At 39.9% G+C, this 21,236-nt stretch carries 13 protein-coding genes; 2 read left to right on the forward strand and 11 right to left on the reverse strand.

What is annotated here, in order from left to right; all coding sequences use genetic code 11:
* Together EPU_RS08540 and EPU_RS13650 are read left to right on the forward strand one after the other, a co-directional pair.
* Window positions 1-1,410: MATE family efflux transporter (locus EPU_RS08540; RefSeq protein ID WP_010168456.1), on the forward strand; the 1,410-nt coding region annotated here is incomplete at its 5' end.
* 148 nt (window positions 1,411-1,558) lie between these two features.
* Window positions 1,559-1,981 (forward strand): hypothetical protein, encoded by a 423-nt coding sequence (locus tag EPU_RS13650; protein ID WP_156778418.1) that lies wholly within the window; start codon window positions 1,559-1,561, stop codon window positions 1,979-1,981.
* Here EPU_RS13650 and EPU_RS08545 read toward each other — a convergent pair.
* From EPU_RS08545 to EPU_RS12805, 11 genes are all read right to left on the reverse strand, one after another.
* Window positions 1,878-5,375 (reverse strand): hypothetical protein, encoded by a 3,498-nt coding sequence (locus EPU_RS08545; protein WP_029488269.1) that lies wholly within the window; start codon window positions 5,373-5,375, stop codon window positions 1,878-1,880. The genes EPU_RS13650 and EPU_RS08545 overlap by 104 nt on opposite strands.
* Window positions 5,376-5,447: 72 nt before the next feature.
* The gene (locus EPU_RS08550) at window positions 5,448-6,545 is read right to left on the reverse strand and encodes a hypothetical protein (protein ID WP_029488270.1); all 1,098 of its coding nucleotides are present in this window, start codon (window positions 6,543-6,545) and stop codon (window positions 5,448-5,450) included.
* A gap of 19 nt (window positions 6,546-6,564) precedes the next feature.
* Window positions 6,565-8,190, reverse strand: coding sequence for a sulfatase family protein (locus EPU_RS12065; RefSeq protein WP_052296495.1), 1,626 nt, complete (start codon window positions 8,188-8,190; stop codon window positions 6,565-6,567).
* Between the two features lie 15 nt (window positions 8,191-8,205).
* Window positions 8,206-10,542: a beta-galactosidase gene (locus tag EPU_RS08560; RefSeq protein WP_029488271.1), complete on the reverse strand. Its 2,337-nt coding sequence runs from the start codon at window positions 10,540-10,542 to the stop codon at window positions 8,206-8,208.
* Between the two features lie 21 nt (window positions 10,543-10,563).
* A complete protein-coding gene (locus EPU_RS08565; protein WP_029488272.1) occupies window positions 10,564-12,177 on the reverse strand; it encodes a hypothetical protein in 1,614 nt (537 codons plus the stop codon).
* A 47-nt stretch (window positions 12,178-12,224) separates the two neighbouring features.
* Window positions 12,225-13,580, reverse strand: coding sequence for an ABC transporter substrate-binding protein (locus EPU_RS08570; RefSeq protein WP_010168463.1), 1,356 nt, complete (start codon window positions 13,578-13,580; stop codon window positions 12,225-12,227).
* A 73-nt stretch (window positions 13,581-13,653) separates the two neighbouring features.
* Window positions 13,654-14,520 carry a carbohydrate ABC transporter permease gene (locus EPU_RS08575; RefSeq protein WP_029488273.1) on the reverse strand — a complete coding sequence of 289 codons (867 nt, stop codon included), beginning with the start codon at window positions 14,518-14,520 and terminating at the stop codon, window positions 13,654-13,656.
* A 16-nt stretch (window positions 14,521-14,536) separates the two neighbouring features.
* Window positions 14,537-15,496, reverse strand: coding sequence for an ABC transporter permease (locus tag EPU_RS08580; RefSeq protein ID WP_010168465.1), 960 nt, complete (start codon window positions 15,494-15,496; stop codon window positions 14,537-14,539).
* A gap of 30 nt (window positions 15,497-15,526) precedes the next feature.
* Window positions 15,527-17,143 (reverse strand): extracellular solute-binding protein, encoded by a 1,617-nt coding sequence (locus EPU_RS08585; protein ID WP_029488274.1) that lies wholly within the window; start codon window positions 17,141-17,143, stop codon window positions 15,527-15,529.
* A 231-nt stretch (window positions 17,144-17,374) separates the two neighbouring features.
* Window positions 17,375-19,549: a helix-turn-helix transcriptional regulator gene (locus EPU_RS08590; protein WP_029488275.1), complete on the reverse strand. Its 2,175-nt coding sequence runs from the start codon at window positions 19,547-19,549 to the stop codon at window positions 17,375-17,377.
* Window positions 19,550-19,687: 138 nt separating this feature from the next.
* Window positions 19,688-21,236 (reverse strand): methyl-accepting chemotaxis protein (locus EPU_RS12805; protein WP_010168468.1); only part of this gene is annotated, 1,549 nt, incomplete at its 5' end.

The raw sequence follows: 21,236 nt of genomic DNA on the forward strand, positions 1-21,236 counted from the left end.
CAAATTTATTGGCAGAGAGGATTAAAAATTATGATAAGTCAAGAAAAACGTTTTGCAACAGAATCGCTGAACAAATTGATATGGGCGATGGTGATGCCCGCATTTATGGCGCAACTTATTAACGCATTATATAATATTGTGGACAGAGTATATATAGGTAGAATTCCGGGAGAGGGAGAGCTGGCGCTAACGGGATTGGGACTAACGTTTCCKATATTGCAAATTGTGGTAGCGATGAGTGCGTTTGCAGGGTCGGGAGGTGCGCCGCTGGCATCGAGATATTTGGGGAGGCAAGATTATAACAAAGCCAAAGATATTTTGCAAACCTCGGCAACATTGCTAATTATATTTTCGATTATACTGACCGTTGTATTTTACATAGCGAAAGAGCCGCTGCTGTATTTATTTGGTGCTAGCGAGCACACCGCTCCATATGCAGATGCGTATTTATCGATTTATTTATTGGGAACAATTTTTGTACAATTCAGTGTAGGGCTAAATCCATTTATAAGTGGGCAGGGCAACGCCAAGATCGCGATGTTCTCAACTTTGATTGGAGCAGTGATTAATATCATATTGGATCCGATTTTTATATTTGTATTTGATATGGGTGTTCAAGGGGCCGCTATAGCAACAGTAATTTCGCAGGCCGCGAGTGCCATATGGATAGTTAGATACTTAACGTCTGACAAAAGCGTTGTGAGATTAGATTTTAAAAAGCTGGGGCTCAAGAAAGATTGCGTTATGGCCATCGTTGCCATAGGGATATCTCCAGTAATCATGCAAAGTACAAACAGTCTTGTAAATATAGTGTTAAATTCTAGCTTTCAGCACTACGGTGGAGATATGTATGTGGGCGCCATGACAATTTTATCCAGCATTGCAACGATGCAGTTTATCCCAATTGATGCTGTTCGCCAAGGGGTTATTCCAATATTGGCATATAACTATGGTGCCAGAAATAAAAAGCGTTTGATAGCAATCATGAAACGTCTACTAATATTTACGACCGCTGCGTCGATGGTGACATCAATCGTAGTATTGGCGTTTCCGGAGCTGTTCGTTGCGATATTCAGTTCAAACTCGGAGATGGTCGATCTTGCATCTGGTTTGGCAAGGGTATATTTTTTGGGAACACCATTATTCGGAGTCATTATGGCAACGCAAGGCTGTTTTATAGCATTTGGCTTTGCAAAGTCGTCTATATTTATTGCGTTACTCAGAAAAATTATAATTCTGATTCCGTTTGCCTTAATTTTGCCACACTTCTATGGAGTAATGGGAATCGTCTATGCGCAACCGCTGGCTGATATTGGGGCAACGATAACTGCGGGGACAGCGTTGATCATTGCGTTTAGATGGATTATAAGAACAATGGAAGATGAGAGCGCAAGCAAAATTGCAAGCTAATTATTAATATCAATTTCTGCAAATAAGTTAATTTCATATTTTTTTGAATTATACAAAATATTTACTGTAGTTATCGATTTGTGCATATATCATAATATTTGATGCTAAACATATAACTATAAACTAATTTGCAGAAAGGATTGAAATTATGGTAAGTCAAGATAAATTGATAAAAGTGTATTTTCTGGGAACGCCATTGTTTGGAATACTGATGTCGGCGCAAGGTTGCTTTGTTGCATTTGGATTTGCAAAAGTATCGATATTTATTGCAATGATCAAAAACGTTGTAATTTTAATTCCGGGAGCATTAATTTTGCCACATTTCTATGGAGTAGAAGGTGTTTTTTATGCGCARCCGCTGTCTGATATGGGAGCAATAATAACTGCAGGGATAGCGTTGATTGTTGCTGTGAAATGGATTATACGCAAAATGGACAATACGAATATACATAAAATTACGAGGCCACCTACTTTTCGAGAATTACCGGTGTTGGTTGTGAATAATCATCCAGTGGCTGTACAAACTCAACATCAACAATGGAAAAAACTCCGGCAGGGACGGCAACACTAAAYTCGTTGTTTGCTATAGAATATATTTCACCGGTGAGAATATTTGTGGCCGTTTTAGGAGCAAYGTTTTGAATTTTCACTTGCGCTACCCTATTGTTTGGCGTAACGTAACCGCCGTCTATAAGTAAAATTCGAGCATGAGTGTCATCGATTTTGGTAACGGTCCAGGCGACCTGATCATCTTCGGAGGYTACAACGACAGGCATTTTGGCAGCAGATGCCTCCAGTGCCGCAATCACGGTGTCTTTATACGCATCGGGAGAGTGCGCGATACCAGCTTCRTCGTACCAAAATTTGCCATCAGTCTTTAGCATTGTTGCAAATCGCGAGTCGGATATGTCGAGGTAAGCGCTCATTTCGGGAACCATTCCATATGGCGTGCTAGGCAAAAAGTTGAGTGTTCGAGTTTTGGCTCCCAGTCCATAGCCGCCAAAGTCGTGGTCCTTGATTGGGGCTCCGCTCCATGGCAACCTCAAGCCGTCATATACAAATGCTTCGGTATTGGCAGGATCGAATTGGTCCATAGCATGTGAAAAGGTAAACGTGGATACGAATTCCTCAGAAGGTTCGAGCATCCCAATAGTAATATCTGGCACCGATAGGAGCGTATCTCTTTGCCCTACAAGCAATATCTGCTGGTCAACCATCTTGTGAATCATATCAAACTGATCCTCATATTTGGTGCCGCCAGTGTTTTGAAATGAGTCTGCCCCATTGGCAATTTGATACGCAAACGAACGCATCTGATGCGAYAAAACTCTTTGAAGCCCATGCTCGATATGCCTCACATAGTTTGTGTTGTCCTCGATTAGTCTGCCACCCCAGCTAGAAGCGGCGCCGCTCATCCAGAGCCCTACTCTAGCAGATAAACTAAGCTCTTGCGCACGGCTGTTGGTCTCTTCCATCGTCGGAATAATTACGTTAGAGTAATCACCAGCAATCAGGTCGTACCACTCCGGCATATGAACGTTGCCATTCCAGAAGGAGTTTTTGTTGCGCAAGAAGATTTTGGTGCGCCCCTGCTCCTGGCATGCGTTCGCCATTGGAATAAAATAGTTTTGCATCAAATATTCATCGATATGAGTAAGTTCCGAAAAGATCAAGTATTCCAAAGTATTTGGTGCGCGTTCAATAATACCTAAAACGGTTTCGGGTTGCATATAAAATGGATCGGTGCCATGCCCAGTCCAAATCGAAAACTTTTCACCATTGGCTTCGTGAGCTTCAGCAGCGGCCCAAATTTCTGCTTGTGTCATATCATACTTTTTGCGTTTGTCTTTTCCRGCRGCCCAGTTTGCTGGGAGAATAGCATCGCGATCATAATTTTCTGTCCAAGTCCACTCGTTAGTTGCAAATCCGATGTTGCCATTTGGCGCAATTTTGGCTTCTTTTTCCAGGTTTTCYTCTGGAGTACCTCCTGTGGTAATAGACAGATAATTCTCCTGGGACAAATCTTGATACGCAGGTGCAACGAAGGCATCGACTAGCTTGTTGGTTAATACTAGATTGTCAATTATTTCGGAGAGAAGKCCTTCCGCTTCGATGGCCATAAATATTTCACGCCAGTTGTCATTTTTGAGATCGATAATTCTAATTACATCGCCGCCAGATTGCTCAGCTGCTAAATAAAATAGCCCAGTTTTGGGATCATAGGTGCCGTCGTTGTAGGAAAATCTGCTAAGATGAACCCCCAACAATTTGCCATCGGTGGAGTACTCGCAAATTCTAGATGCATCGAGGTTGATGATAAACGAGTCTGCCTGAGTTTTGCCAATAGTGGTGCCATCAACGAAGCTAAGCGCACCCATTCGGTATCCACGACCGCCCTGWAGTTCGGGAACATATTCTGCCATAAACGCTTTGTCAGGATTTGGCTTTTTGGTCTTAGTGTTATAATCAACGAGTGCGTCATAGTCGATATCGGCAACCCAAAAATTACCCATCGATGAGATTGAAGGTTCGTAGTTATACAAAATTTCATTTACACCGTCAAAGTCGATATCCGCAGTATCTTGGCGACCGATATAATTTTTACTAGGCGACTTCGTTGTGTGCATTGCGTCCACTCCGATGTTGTTGGGATCGATTATAGAAACTGAATTGGTATAGTTTCCGGCTGGGCTCGATACCATCACGACGTATTCGGTCCCGTCAGCACGCATTCCTGTATCTAGCGTAATAACCATCTCATCCTGAACCTTTTTGCCATCAGATGCTAATGCAAGAGGGACGCTATTTACGAGATTTCCATTTTTATCCACTTGATATAACGTTTTAGAAACCCCTCCAAAGAAAATTCCCATTTCACCGTTTGCCATCTTTGCGCATGCCACAGCATAGAGCACGCCTCGAGAATCTTCTGTTGCTCCCGTTTCATATGTCCATAATGCCGTCCCATCATGGTCGAAAGCATATAATCTGCCATCCGTCGAGGCGGCCAAGACTTCGTCGAATCCATCGCCATCGATATCGGCAACTTCGAGGCCGTTGATGATCGTTTCCCCAGCTTTGGCATGCCAAATAAATTTGCCGGCATTGTCATAAGCCACGACGCTACCGTCTTTTGCCGCACCTGCAACTCCGCGCCCGGTTGCCAAAGTCATAGGCTCCACATGAGATATGTGATACCCGGTTGCCATACTAGTATAACCATCTAGCTGTACCAAAAACTCTGTACCTGCTGGTGTAATCACGGACTCTGCAGATTGGAATTTCCCGGTTAAGCCGTTGTTAAATGTTAATGTTGTTGAAACAGCGCCAGTGCCATATACGGTAACCGCTGTATTGAGTTCCACCTTTGTAATGCCATCTCCCGCAATATTGAGATTGTATGCGTACTTGTCGATCTGAACTCCGCCATCTGCAGTAGAGTTGATAAAATTGATGTGATTTTTGGATTCGGTAGCCGCGATAATTTTGCCAGTAACTACAGTGTTCTCGAGAGTTAACTCACCGTCTCCAACTCCTTGTGCGATAATCAAATCGCCATCGATTGTCATATCTCTAAACGTTGTATTGGCAACATTGACAATTACGTTTCCTGTAACAGATTTTGTATATACATCAGCCTCAGATACAATAAGCTGAACGTGTTGCGCAATGAGATCGTCGATATATTCTTCGGTTGCAGTAGCGTCGGTGGCATCAGCGGCAAAGTCGATGTATAAAGTCTGCTCGAGCGCCGCCACGGCATCTTGCTGGCTAATAGATTTAGATGCCTTTTTATTCAATTGGGTCAATTCGTTTTGATACATCGAGTGAGTTGAGTCGGTTAATGTGCGATATTGCATTATGTCATCAATTATATTTGCCAATCTACCGTGAGTAAGCGCAGTTTGTGCGTTTGCCGCAGGAGCAATCATTAGGGTTAGAGCAATAGCCATAAATTTTTTCATATCAAATCCTCCTAAAATAACTATAAAAATAACTGCAGAGACTGGTGGTGCCGCTGCAGTAATATATGATGACTACTTTAARTTAAATGTCCAATCAAAATCAGCGAGTGCGTCTACTGTTCCGTTTGGCATTATAAATTCGAAGTTGAGAGATTGGCCTTTTTTGCCAATAGTTTTGTCGTCGGTAAATGTCCAGGAAAGAGTTGGCGTTAGAATTTCGATATTTTTAGGWGAGCTAAGCCCGACCTCTAATGTGGAAGTGCCAGMTCCTCCTGCAATAGAATAAGAATCATACATTTGYAGAGCGAGCGTTACTTTATCGCCTGGTTTTACCGCCTTAACTGCCCTGTTGGCATCGGAAAATAGTGGGCCAGCTGCAGATTTTACTTGTACGCTCATAGCTTGGAGAGGCTTATTTTTGCTRACCAATTTATCGTTTAAAGTTGTAAAAGTGTCGTGYAAAAGTTTAATCGTTCCTGAAGATGTCGGCTTTGCGCTAGGAATAACTGTCGCAAGGACGCAGGCWCCATCTACCACCGCGTATTCGGCAGGAGTTTGTATTCCAATATTGTCTATTATATAAGAAAGGCTGGTTTGCCCCGCCATTGCCTTGGCATCAGGCTCTGGGAGATAAAAGCTAATTTCTTTGATCGCATTGACGTTAACGCCCTTTTGCTTATAGCCATCTTCACCCCAAAATTCGTCTTCCACTCCTGCTGCACCATATTGAGCTCCTGAAACCGAGATTTCTCTAGTTTGATGGCTAGGGATGATAAAATAGTTGACYCTTTCGTTATTGGCGGAGTCGGTGATGTTGACTCGAAGTTGAATTTCGAAAGCATTGGGATTTGTAACTGTGGCAGTGAGATAGTCAGATTTATTTATGCTCCACAACTTTCCCTTTGGAGGAGTTAAAGCAAAGTGAGTGGTCGCTGCCCAGTCGGAGGCGCGATTTGGAATAGAAACTTTCATAGCCGATGCGCCATCAGCTACTCCCTCGGCGACTGTTGCGTGAGAGGCACCATTGTCAGCGTCGACAACCCAAGTAGTCGTTTCGCCCGGTTCAAATGATACCTTTGTAAAAGTTGCTGTTGTTGGAGCTGCTGCCATTACTGCACCAAAACTAGCGAAAACCATTGCTGCTGCAACAAATTTTATAAACTTTTTCATACAATCATCTCCTCTATTATTATATAAATAATTCTGAACGCCAATTTGCATATTTGCCGTGTTTGTGAAATCCGATATCGAACCAATTGATCCAGTCGGGGTGGTTAAAAATTTCGGTTACAGTACAAGCTGAGAAGTCTTGATTTGATAATGCAGTTTTAATTTCCGAAACAAAAGTTGCGCCAAACTCTTCTTTATCCACTCGTTGAAATGTTTGGAACTGGTCGTTACACCACTTGTGATATTTGCCATTTTCAAAGCCTACGTTGCGTTGATTGTCACTTTTGGTAAAGTTGCCATTGACTACCGCGCCATCTGGCCCTTCTGCAGATTCATATGCGATGGCAGCTGTTTTTAGCATGTTGTACGCATCACCACCTCGTAAGGAGTCGATAATATTGTTGGTTTCGTGTGGGTCTAATGCCAAGTAATACATTTCTTCGTAACCCTGATTGAAATTATAAATATATTTGTAATCTTTGTTACGAGCCATAACCCATCTATTTTTGTTGATATATCCGTTGCTGGCGGTAATGATTTGGCGATTTTTTCCAGCAGCGGTGTCTGCAATAGAAGAGCCGTACAGCTTGTAGTCGCACTGGGGATATTTAACGCCTGCAACGTCAAGGCAGGTAGGCAAGATGTCTAGCAAATCTACAAAATCTTCGTTGGTAGTGCCCGGCTCAAATACTTCGGGATATCTAACTAGCAAAGGAATTCTAACAGCGCTTTCGTATGGCACGCTTTTGCTATAATAGCCGCGGTCGCCAAGCATTTCGCCGTGGTCACTAGTGTAAATTACTAATGTGTTATCAAGTTTGCCMGTSGYCCTTAGATGTTCGATAATTTTGCCGAAGCTTTCATCGACCATGGACACTGCCGTATAATATGCCTCCTGATGCTTTCGAAGTTGAGYGTTGCTATCGTCATCGCCATACCAGCTGTTGTGATTTGGGTCTTCGGGATAATAGCGAGCTTTAGGAATTGCCTCAGGGATGGCAGCRTCTTGATAGATTCCCTGATATTTTGCCGGAATATTCCACGGCGGGTGTGGTTTGATATATCCAACAAATAGGAAGAACGGGTTGTCGCCATTTTGCTCTAGCCAGTTGATCGTTTGATTTTCTACCCAAGCAGTTTCATAATTTTCGTCTTTAACGAGGGACTGTTGCGGAGTGTGATAAGCAAGTGGACGCACACCATGAATATTCTGAACATGCCCATCGCCGTTTGCTTTCAAAAACATAGCGTAATCATCATCTTCTAGTAATTTGGGAATTTCTTCCATAGTAAGGCGATCGCCGTAGCCGTGGTGTTCCTTTACCGGAAAGAAATGCATCTTGCCGATAGAAGCGGTGCGGTATCCRTTTTGAGATAAAATGCGAGGCAATGTGGGAATGCCATAATCTTTCATGGGTTTGCCACCAGCATTTTGAAAGTAGCCGTGAGCTCGGCCAGTCATTCCAGTTAGGAGATCGTGCCTGGCTGGCATACAAACGGGATTGTGAGAGTGAGCATAAGTAAAGGAGCATCCCTCCTTGGCAAGTCTATCGAAATTGGGAGTAATCATGTGGTTAAAACCGAGTTCGCCGATGGTGTCATATCGTTGTTGATCTGCTAAAACAATTAATATATTAGGCTTCATTAAAAGTCCTCCTGTTTAATTTAAAATAACCTTCAAAAATTTCATGTTTTCGGGACGCAATATAATGGTAGAGAGTTTTTGACCAGTAAATAAGTCTACAACAGATGCGATTTTTTTTCCATTGGTGGCAGAAAGCGTAATCTTGCCAGGATTTTTGCCAAGCTGAGTAATGCTCATGACGTACTCATTTTCTGATAAAGGTGCRGTGGCGATGAATGCAGTTTTTTGATCAAAGCCATTTGCCTCTGTGGCAGTAATGACCGGATTTGTACCTTGCGCGACGAGCACTTCAAATGCTTCGGCATGCATGTTAGATAATGTATCGTCATCGGTGGAAACAATTGTGAGATCGCCAACGAGTGTTGTGGTTCGCGGTACTTTATACTCRTTAAACTTGAGACTTGCCTCATCGATAATAACATTGCCACCGTTATCTAAATAATTCTGTAGCGCTTCAAACTCTGCGTCTGTTACATATGGCGTATCATAAACCAAAATTGTAGACCAGTCGTCATTGTCTTGCTTGGCAATAATGTTTGGAGTTACAAAGCCCACACCAGCTTCGGAGAAATACATTTTTTCGTGAATTGCCTTTACAGAATCTACTTTAGAGSTSTCAACAGTTACCGTAGTTTCGGAGTGAAAAATCCGGATAGGGCGTTTACGTGATTGCAGAGCGGCAACTTCGGCGCCAAATGCATTGAGATCATGAGCAGTCTGGGCAATTTCGTTGGTGACAGCAGGCAGCTGGCTAGAGCTTCCGAGAAGGGCAGAACCCAATTTTTGTAAATTTAACGCTCCATCTGCAGATCGACCCCACACCCAAAATTGGCTAGCATCCAGTCCCAATATAGATTGAAGCCAATACGCAGAGCGCGCAAGTTGCGGATTCATCTTAATGTCGATCCATAGGGTACGGCTAATGATGTGATTTTCGGTATTGACGTGTGCCTTATTAGGTGCGACCGACCACATAAAATCGTAAGGCAATGCCATAGTGATCCAGTCATATGCATAAACGTCGTCCCACCAGAGATCCGCACCTATGTCTCGTGCCCGATGCTGTGAAATTCCAGAGTCATCACCGATAAGAGTGGTGAGTTCCGTGAGGGCTTCAAAATCTAGCCCCGAAGCAGTTTTGGTGTTGATAAAATATTCTGGAATCAGCTTAATAGATGTTTGAGCAGAGGGGTCAATAGCCAAAATTTCGTTATGCATAAATGTAAAAAATTCGGTAACATCTTTTTTGTGGAAGGTGATGTAATCATACCAAGGCGGGGTTCCTTCTATGGCAGGATCGAGAGGCACCTCCAACTCGACACTTGAAAAGTCTGCGAAGTTTGTGTTCCAGTTCGCGTTTAACGATGCGATATCAGAATAAACAGTTGCCAAATAATTTCTAAACTTTTGCATAGTGATAGCAGAAATATTTCCCTCCTTGCCTTGGTTGACATACCATTCTCCTTGAGCAGAGACCCAGTGCGGTTCATTTGCTAGTGTATACCCTAAATCCAGATTGCGGCCAAGTTCGGCATTTGTGGTAACAGCAACATCGATCATTCGCTTCAGGTAATCTAGCATGGCAGGGTCGTTTCGATCATAAGCCACATAGTCGCTAAAACCTTTTGCTGTTGCCTCAGGATGTGCCGCTTTCATAAATGGAGTAATGTTTTTGTGTCCTAGCATAAACGAGGAAATGTTAGGATTTTGGTTGAACAATCTCTCATCAAGTTTAGGAGTGTTCAGAGTGGTGGCACTTTTGAACGTAATGCCAAAATCGATATATCCCGAATCGGCATTCCCCAACAAATTGCCGCCCATAGAATTATCTTCCCAGGTGTAGTTAAAAGGAAATACCACGTTGCCATCATATGTATAGTTGCTACCATCCAAATGCACTTGGGTCCAGTCGATTTGAGGGACATCGCGTCTTGTGTAGGTGCCATCGATTACCTTTTCTAGCGTTGCCTGGGCTTCTTCTAGCATTTCGTATACTTGAAAAAATTGGTAAGACGGCATATTTTTAGCAAGCTCCGCGGCATTGGGTTTTGCGAACCAAAGCTTTTCGTAAGTTTGTTTAATAGCTGCAGTATTTGCCTGATCCCATGTGGCACCTTTGATAAATAGCTCAGCAGCTTCGATAACGGTTTCTTCACGAGTAACKTCGATTCCAGAATCTCGGGCCTGATCAACCATCACCTTAAATTCGGCTAGCTTTTGTTGTGCATCGGCTCCCATCGACGAGCCATAGTAGTTTAAATCTGTATCGATGTAGAAGTCGTGCTCCACGGATCCGGCAAATGTGGAAGTCGCACATAGGGCTACTGCGAGTCCGGCAATGAATTTTTTCATAGCAAAACCTCCTTTAACTCTTTAACTAAAAGTATTGCCTTCGATTTCTAAATTTTTGATCTGCTTTGCGTTCATATAGATTTCAGATTTCGAGCCAATAATGTTGTTGTTYTTAATTTGTAGCGTATCGATCGAGCCACCATATATAAGAGGGAAGTCGCCRACAATTAGCTGATTATTCTCTATTGTAATGTTGCCGTGGAAGTAGCCTTCAAATTCCTCCATTTCGGGATCGATATCGATAAGCGCTTTGCCCCAAGTTTTGGTATTGCGGCGGCTGAGAATGTTGTCTTTGATGATAACACTGTTTGTTGCACCAGACTCATACCATCCGGTCATATCGGCACTGATTTTGATAGCTGCTCCTTCGCAATACAATTCGTTATTGGCAATCAAAATGTCCTTTGCAGAAGTAAGTAAGAGGCCGCGTGCCCTATTTTTGCCGCCTTTGTTGTTGGTAAATGTAACCGTTGGATAGGAGTCTAAGTCCTCTATGCAATACCCTTGATCGGCCGCAAATTCGAAGGCATCTGTAAACTCGATTTCATAAAATTTGTTATTGATCACATGAATCGACTTCACTGCCGTCTCAGATAATTTTACCATCGTTTTATCAGCATAGATCCCGATTTTAGCACCAACTTTAAGGCTGAATGCTCCCACCTGCTGGCGATGCGGAATTTCTGCAATCACATTAGTGGAGTCAACGACAGCATGAACTCTGAGATAATTGCCATGTACATTTAAAATATCATCGAGCTGATTTTCGAATAGTGAATTTGTAACAACGAGATCTCCGGAGCAGCCTACAAAATGCGTCGCATCAGCATTGGCGGAAACCACTCGGTCGCTGCCAGGTTCAATGGATACCTTAAAATTGTTGAGAGTAATGTTTTCGGTAAACTGAGCTACAACTCCCATAGTGCCAGCGTGATATACGGTGATATTTTCTAATCGTATATTTTTGGAAGAATCGATCGAAATTGCGGGAACGTATCGCTGCTCATGTTTTATAGAAAGGATGGAGCCCACGTTAGGCAGCTTGCGAAACTTCTTCTTAATTTTGAGCAGGCCTGGCTCGAGTTCTTCAACTACTAACGGACCCCATACGCCGTTATCAACTGCATCAGCAAGAGGTCGCTTATCCTGCTTAGAAAATTCGAGGATGCCATGTACAAATTCGTTTGAATAATCGGTGCCAACAAAAGAGAGAACGCCGGACTTAATTTGATACGGATATTTTGCTTGATCAATCTTGATAACCACTTCATCATCTGCAGCTGCGACAACTTCGCCCTGAGAGAAAAAAGGTCTTTCATAATCGATGACAAAATTTTTGAGAGTAATGTTTTCGCTACCATATATATAAAATGGGCAAATTCTGCCAATACCATTGAGCCGCGCACCGTTGCCATCAATTACCAAATTTTTCTTGTTGTATATAGGAAAGGCAACATTTTTGAGGCCAAAATCGTTATTCGTCATATAAAAAAATCGTTCATTAGCATAGGTGACGCGCAAATCATACGTCCCATTTTCTAGCGTGATTTCATTGCCGCAGTTTCCTAGCAAAATTTTATTGAAGTAATATACGCTATCCTTGAGTATAGAATTATTAATATCGTTAATATTCATCCAAAATCTCCTTTACTATTATTTGTTATTAACTTTATCTATGAATATTATCTTGCATTGGCAACATCGAGGGCAACTTGCCAAACCGGAGAATGTTTTTGAACGGCTTCGGCAGGGGTAAGGCCGTTAAGATAGATGTCGGTATATAATGCCGTGATTTTGACATCTGCAGAAATCATTTTGTCGTAATCCGACTTAGCTGTGCCTGGTGTTAGCGCAATGGCATGAGTTTCGTCAACAGCACGAGAGTCGCGATAAAGAGGATAATGCTCATCTTGCCAAGCAGTCTGCGCATCATATCCAGGAGGCAAACTATTGTATTGATCAAACGCTAGCGCTATCATTTCGGCTTCTTCTTTTGTATATGTACTAGGAATTACGTAGCCCTGACCGCTTGTTTGTACGGTTAGACTACCTTTTGGCCCTTTGGGAAAGCATACGATTCCATAATCGTCTTCCATTCCAGCAGCAAAGTCGCGAGCGTTCCAAACGTCTCCCAAAAACATTGCAACATCGCCGTTCATAAATACATTTGGAATAGATTTCCAAGGAGTAGGGATGGTATCGTAGCCTTTATTGTAATAAGCAATGGCCCATTCGAGTGCTTGTAAAGTTTCGGGAGAGCCGGCATTGTTAAAGTAGATGTCATTTTTATCTTTGCCGATGATTGACCCATGATTGGATAAGATGGCCATCTCAAAGAAATGGGTTGGTTGCAAGGCAAAGGCATAGTGGTCGGTAATTCCGTCGTTATTGGTATCGCGAGTGAGCTTTGCAGAAACTTCTTCAAAGGCTTCCCAGGTCCACTCATCGGCAGCTTGTAAGTCGTATAGCAGATCGGGATCTAGCCCGGCTTCTTCAAAGAGTCGTTTATTAAAGTAGACAGTTTTTTCGGGATACAAATCTTTAACAACGCCATAAACTGCGCCACCAACTGTCATCATTTCTGTAACAACTGGATTCCACTTGGGATCAGTAACATCTATATTCTCAAGAGTGGTGAGATCGTAAGCGAGGTGGTTTCGAGCAATAGCATTAGCAAATTCGGGTGGCATTCGATGAATTTCTCCTCCCGGATCTTCGGCAAGAACTGTGGTAGACAAAAATTCAAGAGAATCCATATATGTGGTCAGAGCATCTTTGCTGAAAGTATAGTTGTGCTTTTTGGCCATATTATTTCTATGTTCCCATAGCAGTTCATCATAATTGCTTCTCTTTTCTTCGGGTTCGCTTTCGGAGTTATATTGAGCAACATTAATTTCCCAGCCACCAAAATCTAGTGCAGCGACAGGATCTGTAGTTGTGAGGGCAGTTGCCGGGGGTGTAACAGTTGGTTCGGATTCGGCACATGCAACAAGTGAAGCTGCAGTTATCAAGCTTGCAATCGATATAAATTTTCTCATAATATTCGCCTCCAATACACTTATAGATAGGATAAAAAAGACTCTCAAATGTTATCAAGAGTCTTTTTGTGGATTAGCCCTTAACAGCACCAATCATAACACCTTTTACGAAATACTTTTGTACAAACGGATATACGCAAAGTACAGGAATGATAGCAACGATGATAGTTGCATATTTGATTACATCAGACATATCGGCCTGAAGCCCTGTTGCCACACCAACCACTGTTTCTTCGAGCTGATTTTGAAGCAARATTTCGCGCAAGAATAATTGTAATGGAAAGAGAGTTCGRTCGCGCAGATAGATTGTTGCAGGGAGCCAAGAGTTCCAGTGGGCCACGCCATAGTATAAGGCTATAACGGCCAGAGTTGGCTTTGACAATGGCAAAATGATGTTGGTGAGGACAACCCAGTCGTTTGCGCCATCAATTTTGGCAGACTCTTCTAAGCTGTCTGGGATAGCAAAAAATCCGGTTCGCATTATTATTAGGTTGGAGGTGATGATGGCCCCTGGCAATAGCTGAGTCCATATTGATTGGCCTAGCATTCCGCTGACAACTARAAACGTTGGGATCAGTCCGCCACCAAATTGCATTGTAAAAATGATTACGATGGTCAAAAATTTTCGAATATATAAATCTCTTCGGGATAACGCAAAGGCACCCAAGATTGTCATAAACATATTGATTGCAGTGCCGGCAGCCACGTAGAATAATGTATTGCGATATCCAATTAATACCGATGGATTGTCAAATACCAGCTTATAGGCTTCGAGCGAAAATCCAAGAGGGTATAGCATAATTCCTTCCTGTTGTTGCAGTAATACAGGATCGCTAATGGATGACATCATCACATAAATAATGGGATATAGCGTTAGGATACATAATAGAGTCAAGGCTGCGACGTTAAAATAATCAAATGCTGTTACTTTTTCTTTCACAAAAGCTCCCCCTTTCTTACCATAAGCTGGTTTCGTTTAATTTTTTGTTAACGCGGTTTGCGATAATTAGCAAGAAGATGTTGATTAGAGAGTTGAATAGCCCCACGGCAGCCGAGTAGCTATAATTACCCTCGATCATACCCTTGCGATATACAAAGGATGAAATAACATCAGCTTGGTCATAAATAGCAGGATTGTATAGCAAAACAATTTTTTCCCAGCCGACAGTCATAGCGCGGCCGACTCTCATAATAAATAGCGTCGCAATAGTTGGCATAATGCCCGGAAGCGTTACGTAGAGAACCTTTTTAAATCGGGTCGCGCCATCGATGGATGCGGCTTCATATAACTCTGGTGCGATGCCAGTCAGTGCAGAAAGGTAAATGATAGTGCCCCATCCAATATGTTGCCAGATGTCGCTGACTACATAAATTGGAATAAACATATCACCGATGTTTAGTAAGTTACCGATGTCGATGCCAAACCACTTAAGTACGTTGTTGATTACACCATCGGAGGCAACCATATCAACTACCAAACCAGCCATAACGACAACAGAGATAAAGTGGGGCATATATGTTACAGTTTGAACTGTCTTTTTGAATTTTTTGGAGCGAACTTCGTTTAAGAGCAACGCCAAAATTATCGGCGCTGGAAAGCCAAATAAAATCGATGTTAAGCTGATAGAGATAGTATTTCGTAGCAAATCCCAAAAATAATAGCTTTCAAAAAAGTCGATAAAATTTTGTAACCCAACCCATTCGCTAGCCAAAATGCCTCGAGCGGGGCGATAATCTTTGAATGCAATCATCAAGCCACCCATTGGTGCGTAGTGGAAAAGGATGTAGTATACAATTACAGGTATTAGCATCCAATAAATCATCTTGTGTTTTTTGTAGTCATTTTTCACATTTTGCCAAATAGTTTTTTTGGGTTTGCCATTAACCAGAGCTTTTTTATGCTTTATTTGTTCCATTGTTAACCTCCTTACAAAAGTTAGTATACACTATCTAACAAGATATCGATCAAGTGCAGATTGCTGAATATCAATAACTTCTTGAATTTTCATTTTGTTGAGTGTCGCGAGAAAATCATCATATTTATCAAAAGATTCGATGCCCATAATAAACTTGGCAGCCATTTCGTTTACATAAGTAGTAACGTCACTCATAATTTTGGAGTAGCGATCGTTTTCTTCTAGAGTCATAGTTAAAGTTTGAGGCATAATATAGGAATAATCCGCATTGCTAGCCCAGGTGTCCCAAGCAACTTGATATTGAGGATCGCTATACATCAAGGATTGATTTTCCCAGTCCCAAACCATAGCGCTATCGCGAAGCATATACTGTCTTTGAACTTCGTTAGTGGTTAGCCCATCTGGGTGATTCCAATAAAAATCAGTGTATTGATGCTTGCCGTTTTCATCTATATAATAAGTAGCGGACATATCATCTTTGCCAGTTCCGAGAGTTCCCCAAGATATTTCGTTAACACCTTCGGGGCTGTATAAATAATCAACCCACTGAATAATCTCGATAGGATTTTTGGCATTGCTCGAAATGTATGCTGGAGATTGGTTGAATGGCTCAACATAGTCTCTTAAATGAATCTGATCTCCAACATTAAGTACGGGATATGGCGTAATTAAGACTTCCACTTTTTCGTTTCCGAGCTTTACAGAAGTGGATGGAGCGGAGATGATACTATTTGCGTGCAGTACAGAAGCCCCCATAATTCCGGCATCAAAATCTGGGCGAATATCTTTAGCCTGATTCTTAGAAAGGTAATCTTGGTCTAATAATTCCATGTTATACCATTTGCTAAATAGCTGCAGAAAGTCTTTATACCCAGGTTCTAGAGGGCCAAATTTTACTGTACCATCGACGTTGATAAATTCTGCTCCGGGAGCTACGCCATAAGCACTAGAAAATGCGTAAAAAAGTCCGCTAAATTCGTTGTTCGCGCCAAAGCTAAATGGAATTTTAACCCCCATATCTTTAAAGGCGAGTAGCATCTCTTCCCAGTCTGCAATAGTAATAGGTATATCGAGCCCAGCTTTGTCTAAGAGGTTTTTGTTAACCATAGGTCCGTTAAAAGGAAGCCCTTGCATTTCTGGGTCTGGAAGAGTTGATCCGAAGTATGCCAAAACGCCGCTGTCGGTATAAGCACCTTTTTTCATATCCTCCGAAGCATTAATGCGTGCCATATAGTTTGGAGCATATTCTTCAACAAGATCTGTGATATCTAAAATTACACCATCTGCTAATGCGCCGTCGACTCCTCCGCGATAATGAAGAGGTAAATTGTATCTAAATAAATCTGGCATTCCATCGTTTCCACCAGCCAATAAAAGGTTCATTTGAGACTTTTCTTGGCCTACGGGAGGGCTTACATAATCAACTTTCATTCCGGTTTGGGCTTCGAGTCGCGCAGCAGCAGGATGGTCGTTATGGTCTGTAACGGCTTTAGAAGTGATAGAGTGCATTCCGAGCCAATATTCAAATTCGCCAATTCCTTCAGGTCCATCGTGAACGACTGCCACTTTTTCTTCTTCGCCACCGCAGGCTACTAGAGATGTTGTTAGCAATACCGCTAATAATGCTGTTCKTAATGTTTTCTTCATAATTAATTCCCCCTATTRTTTTATTGTATTTGAAAATGTCAATTAGAATTTTGTTTGATACAGATATTCTACATTGTAAAAAAATTATTGTAAATCGGCTATTTTTTTCGATATTTAGAGCGAAATGCTAGTATATCAAGGATTTGTGTAAAGCGTCTATATAAAATCTTCAATATTTGCCACGTCGCGTTATTTTGCACAATCGAGAAAAAATGTAATTTTGAGGATGTTTTAAGGTTTCCKATATTTCCCAGGAGTAATACCTTCGTATCTTTTAAACACTCTAATAAAGACATCAGAGTTTAAATATCCAACATCTTCTGCGATTTGCTTAATTGTGAATTTTGTCTTTAATAAAAGATCCTTGCTCTGTTTGATTCGATATATATGAATATAATCAGAAATATTTATGCCGCATTCTTTTTTAAATTTCTTTGACATAACGGATAAACTGATTCCAAAATTATCGGCAATCATGCTAACCGATAATGAAGAGTTCTTGTAGTTAACGGAGACAAACTGCTCAACATCTGCAGTAAAACTTGTTGACTTCATTTCTTTAGAGTAGTTGTCAAGTTGGTCTAAATATATATTTATAGCGTCAGCGATATCGGTAACAGATACCTTTGTTTCAATGATATCATATAATTTTGCTAGATTATCTGTATCAGAAGAAGGCATACTCATCAAAATGTTAAGAATGCCATATAGCTTACATTTAATCACCATAGCCTGGTTTGCAAATTTACTTGTTAGTATATCGGTCATATTTTTAAGCATAATTTGAGCCGACTTATAATTTTCATCTGTTATAGCGCTTTGGAAGTTTTTTTCGTATTGGTAGTATTTGGTGTTGTAAGTATAATTTTTTTTACTATCAGATTGATATTCTTTGGTTGAAAGACCTGTCACAAGACATTGTTCTAATGCGTTCATTGCTTCATTGTAAGCCTGATAAAGATCAAAATAGCTATCTTTAACATCGCTAGCGGCGGCAATAATTTTGATAGGGTCTAACTTACTTAATAAATTCTCGATGTTATCCATTAGTGGACCTTTATTATACGCATCTTGATCATAATTAATTATAAATACGATCATCCCATTCAAATAAATTTCATATATCATAGCATTTTGGTCAATTAGTTGTTCTATTTCTGCCATTATAACTGGGAAAATATTGTTAGGAGGCTTTGTGGTGTTTGCATATAGAATAGCAACTCGATATTTGCTATAGTTAAACTTTAAATTATGATAATTAATCAATTTGGTATAATTTTCTCTATCTTCTATTTCTGAGGTAATCAACCTATTAAGAAAATAAGTTTGCAAATACTTTTCGCTACTTTCCAAGGTGATTTCTAATTTCTTTTTATCAATAATAAGTTGAGTAACGGTATTATTTATAAATTGAAAAGCATTATAATCATCAAAAAAATTATTGTGTTCATTAAGTAATGAAATAGTATCTCCAATAGACTGATATTCTCTAACTTTAATGATTCTGATTAAGATATATAAAATAGCAGCAAATAAAACGATGCTAATTAGGGTAATTAAATTTAGTAGTGTGGCTCCTCCGGTTATTTTCTTAGAAGGCAGTAATAAAAAATAGTTATAGTTTGAAGTTGCGGAGCTAATTTGATAAGAAAAATAGTCATTGCTTCTATCAAGAGAAACAAATTCATTATTTTTGAGATCGCCTTCTGCCTTGTTTGCTAAATTTTGATTATTATAGTAGATWATTTCTCCGGATTTATTAGTAAGCACAAAAAGCGCATCATCATCCAGGATCGTATAATCGAGGATATTGTCCAGCTGCCTCAAATTGATTTTGATRATAACGTCGATATTGGCAGATTKGATTGTATCAGCATATAATAGACTAGCAATATTGGTAGTATTTGTCATGTATATAGGTAAAATTTGACYGTTATARTTTTTRTCTAAAAAAACTCTAGGACTTGGCAGGTGAGTAAAAAATTGTGTAATCTCATTTTCAGAAATAGCATCAATTACTTTATATGTATTGGRATTAAAAATAATTTCCTGATCTTCAAAATATATTAAATAACTTTCGATTAATGGAGTTGTTAGAAAATACGTTTCAAAATTATCTGAAAATTTGGCAAAGTTATAACGATCTTCTGGTGCAAGCGGTTCATTAGCTGTGAGTACACTTAGCGTAGAAGGAGAATTTTGAATATGTACTACAAAATCATTGAAATCTTGAAATTGTTGATCTAATTGTAGCGCAATGTGTTCTATAATAATCTGATTAGACTTAATCGCTTCTTTTTTGACTAAATTGGCGCCTTGTAGTGTTAAAATAATAATAGAACAAAAAGGAACTGCTAGTACGATTAAAAAATAAACGAAGATAGTTAAATGCCATTTTTGTTTCATATAATCCTCCTTTTTAAAAATTTATTTTTATTATACATGTTTTTGCCTGATTTGTCATCTGAAATATTCTATAAATCAGTAATTTTTAGGCAAAAAAATAGAACCACATATTGAATTAATGGTTCTAATAGTACAAAACTAAATTTTAAATTTTTCTACTTGTTGATTTAAACTATCTGCCTGAGTGGCAAGACCCTTTCCGACTTCGGCTGTATTCTTAAATATTCGTGAATTATCATTAATGGCCGTGCGGAGAGAGTCCGTTTGTTTGATAAGAGCGTTAATAAGACCTTGTTGAAACTTGGTATTTTCTTGTTGTTCGATTGTAAGCTTAGTATTTTCGTCCATGCTAACGGTGATTTCCTCCAAGACTTTGGCGGTTTCGTGAGCAGTGTTTTCTCCTTTTTTAACACTTTCTAAACTGTGTTTAATAACTTCATCTATTTGGCTAACAGTTTCTGAACTCTTAGTAGCTAAATCTCTAATTTCATTAGCAACAACTGCAAAGCCTTTGCCAGACTCACCAGCTCTAGCCGCTTCAATAGCAGCATTCAACGCAAGTAGATTGGTTTGAGAGGCAATATCTTGTATGATTTTTGTGATATGAGAAACGTTGTTACTTGATTCACTAATATCTTGCATAGATAGTAGCATTCCTTCCATCATTTTGGAGCTGTATTCAACTTTGGTTTTTGTATCTTGTAATGCTTTAGCTGTTTTTTCAACATGTTGAATATTATTATTGGTATTATCCGTAATTTTATTGGTTGAAGAGATGAATTCTGAAATAATATTTTCTTGTTCTTCAACTTTTTGAGCAATCAATTCAGAATCATTCGAAATTTGATCAGCATTGATGGTAAGTTCTTTTGTACTACTTTGAATTTTATGAATTACATCACCAATTTGGAGATTAATCTTGTTGATAGATGTTTCCATAACTTTAAAGGCACCTTGATAATGAATTTTAGGTTTATTCGTTAAATCACCTTCAGAAATAGATTCGAGGTTTTCAGATACATCTGTTAGCAAAGCACTAGTGTTTTGAATCATATTTCGTAAGTTGTTTGCAACTGCGCCTAATTCATCTTGAGATGTGTATTCTACCCAAACATTGTAATTGCTTTTTGCAAGGTCAGTAATTGTATTTTGAATTTGTTTAAGAGGCAAAACAATAGTATTGCCAAGAAAACGTGAAATGACAATGATTAAAAGCGTTGATATAACAGCTAAAACTATGGCAGTAATTCTGATGTTATTAGTTAAATTAATGGTTTCATCAATATCTTTTTTTGATGTTGAACTAAGTGTATATGTAAGTTCTTCTGAAAGTTCAATAACTGCTGCCACTGCGGGAGTGCATTCATTGATGATCATATATTCAGATTCTTCAAACTTATTAGAAGATATTAAATTTAAAATTTCACCTCCGATTGTAAGCCAATGGGCAATTTCATTTTCATACTCTGTCGCATTAATATTGTATGAGTATAACTTTTGTTCTAATTCTGTAACCTCTTTTGAAAAATCTGAAATCTCTCGATTAAGTTGAGCAATTTTACTAACTGCATTTTCTGGATTAATTTGTAAATCTCTGATATCTTTTGCAATAGCTAGTATATCAGTAGCATGATTTTTAATGTCAGATTCAAGTTGATAAGAATTATCTATAAAATCTTCAAACTTT

This window comes from Candidatus Epulonipiscium viviparus, from assembly GCF_000171335.1.
GTDB lineage: Bacteria > Bacillota > Clostridia > Lachnospirales > Cellulosilyticaceae > Epulonipiscioides > Epulonipiscioides viviparus.

Coding starts and splice junctions, on each gene's coding strand:
- EPU_RS08570 (WP_010168463.1), bottom strand. CDS start 13,580: ATGAGAAAATTTATATCGATTGCAAGCTTGATAACTGCAGCTTCACTT.
- EPU_RS08580 (WP_010168465.1), bottom strand. CDS start 15,496: ATGGAACAAATAAAGCATAAAAAAGCTCTGGTTAATGGCAAACCCAAA.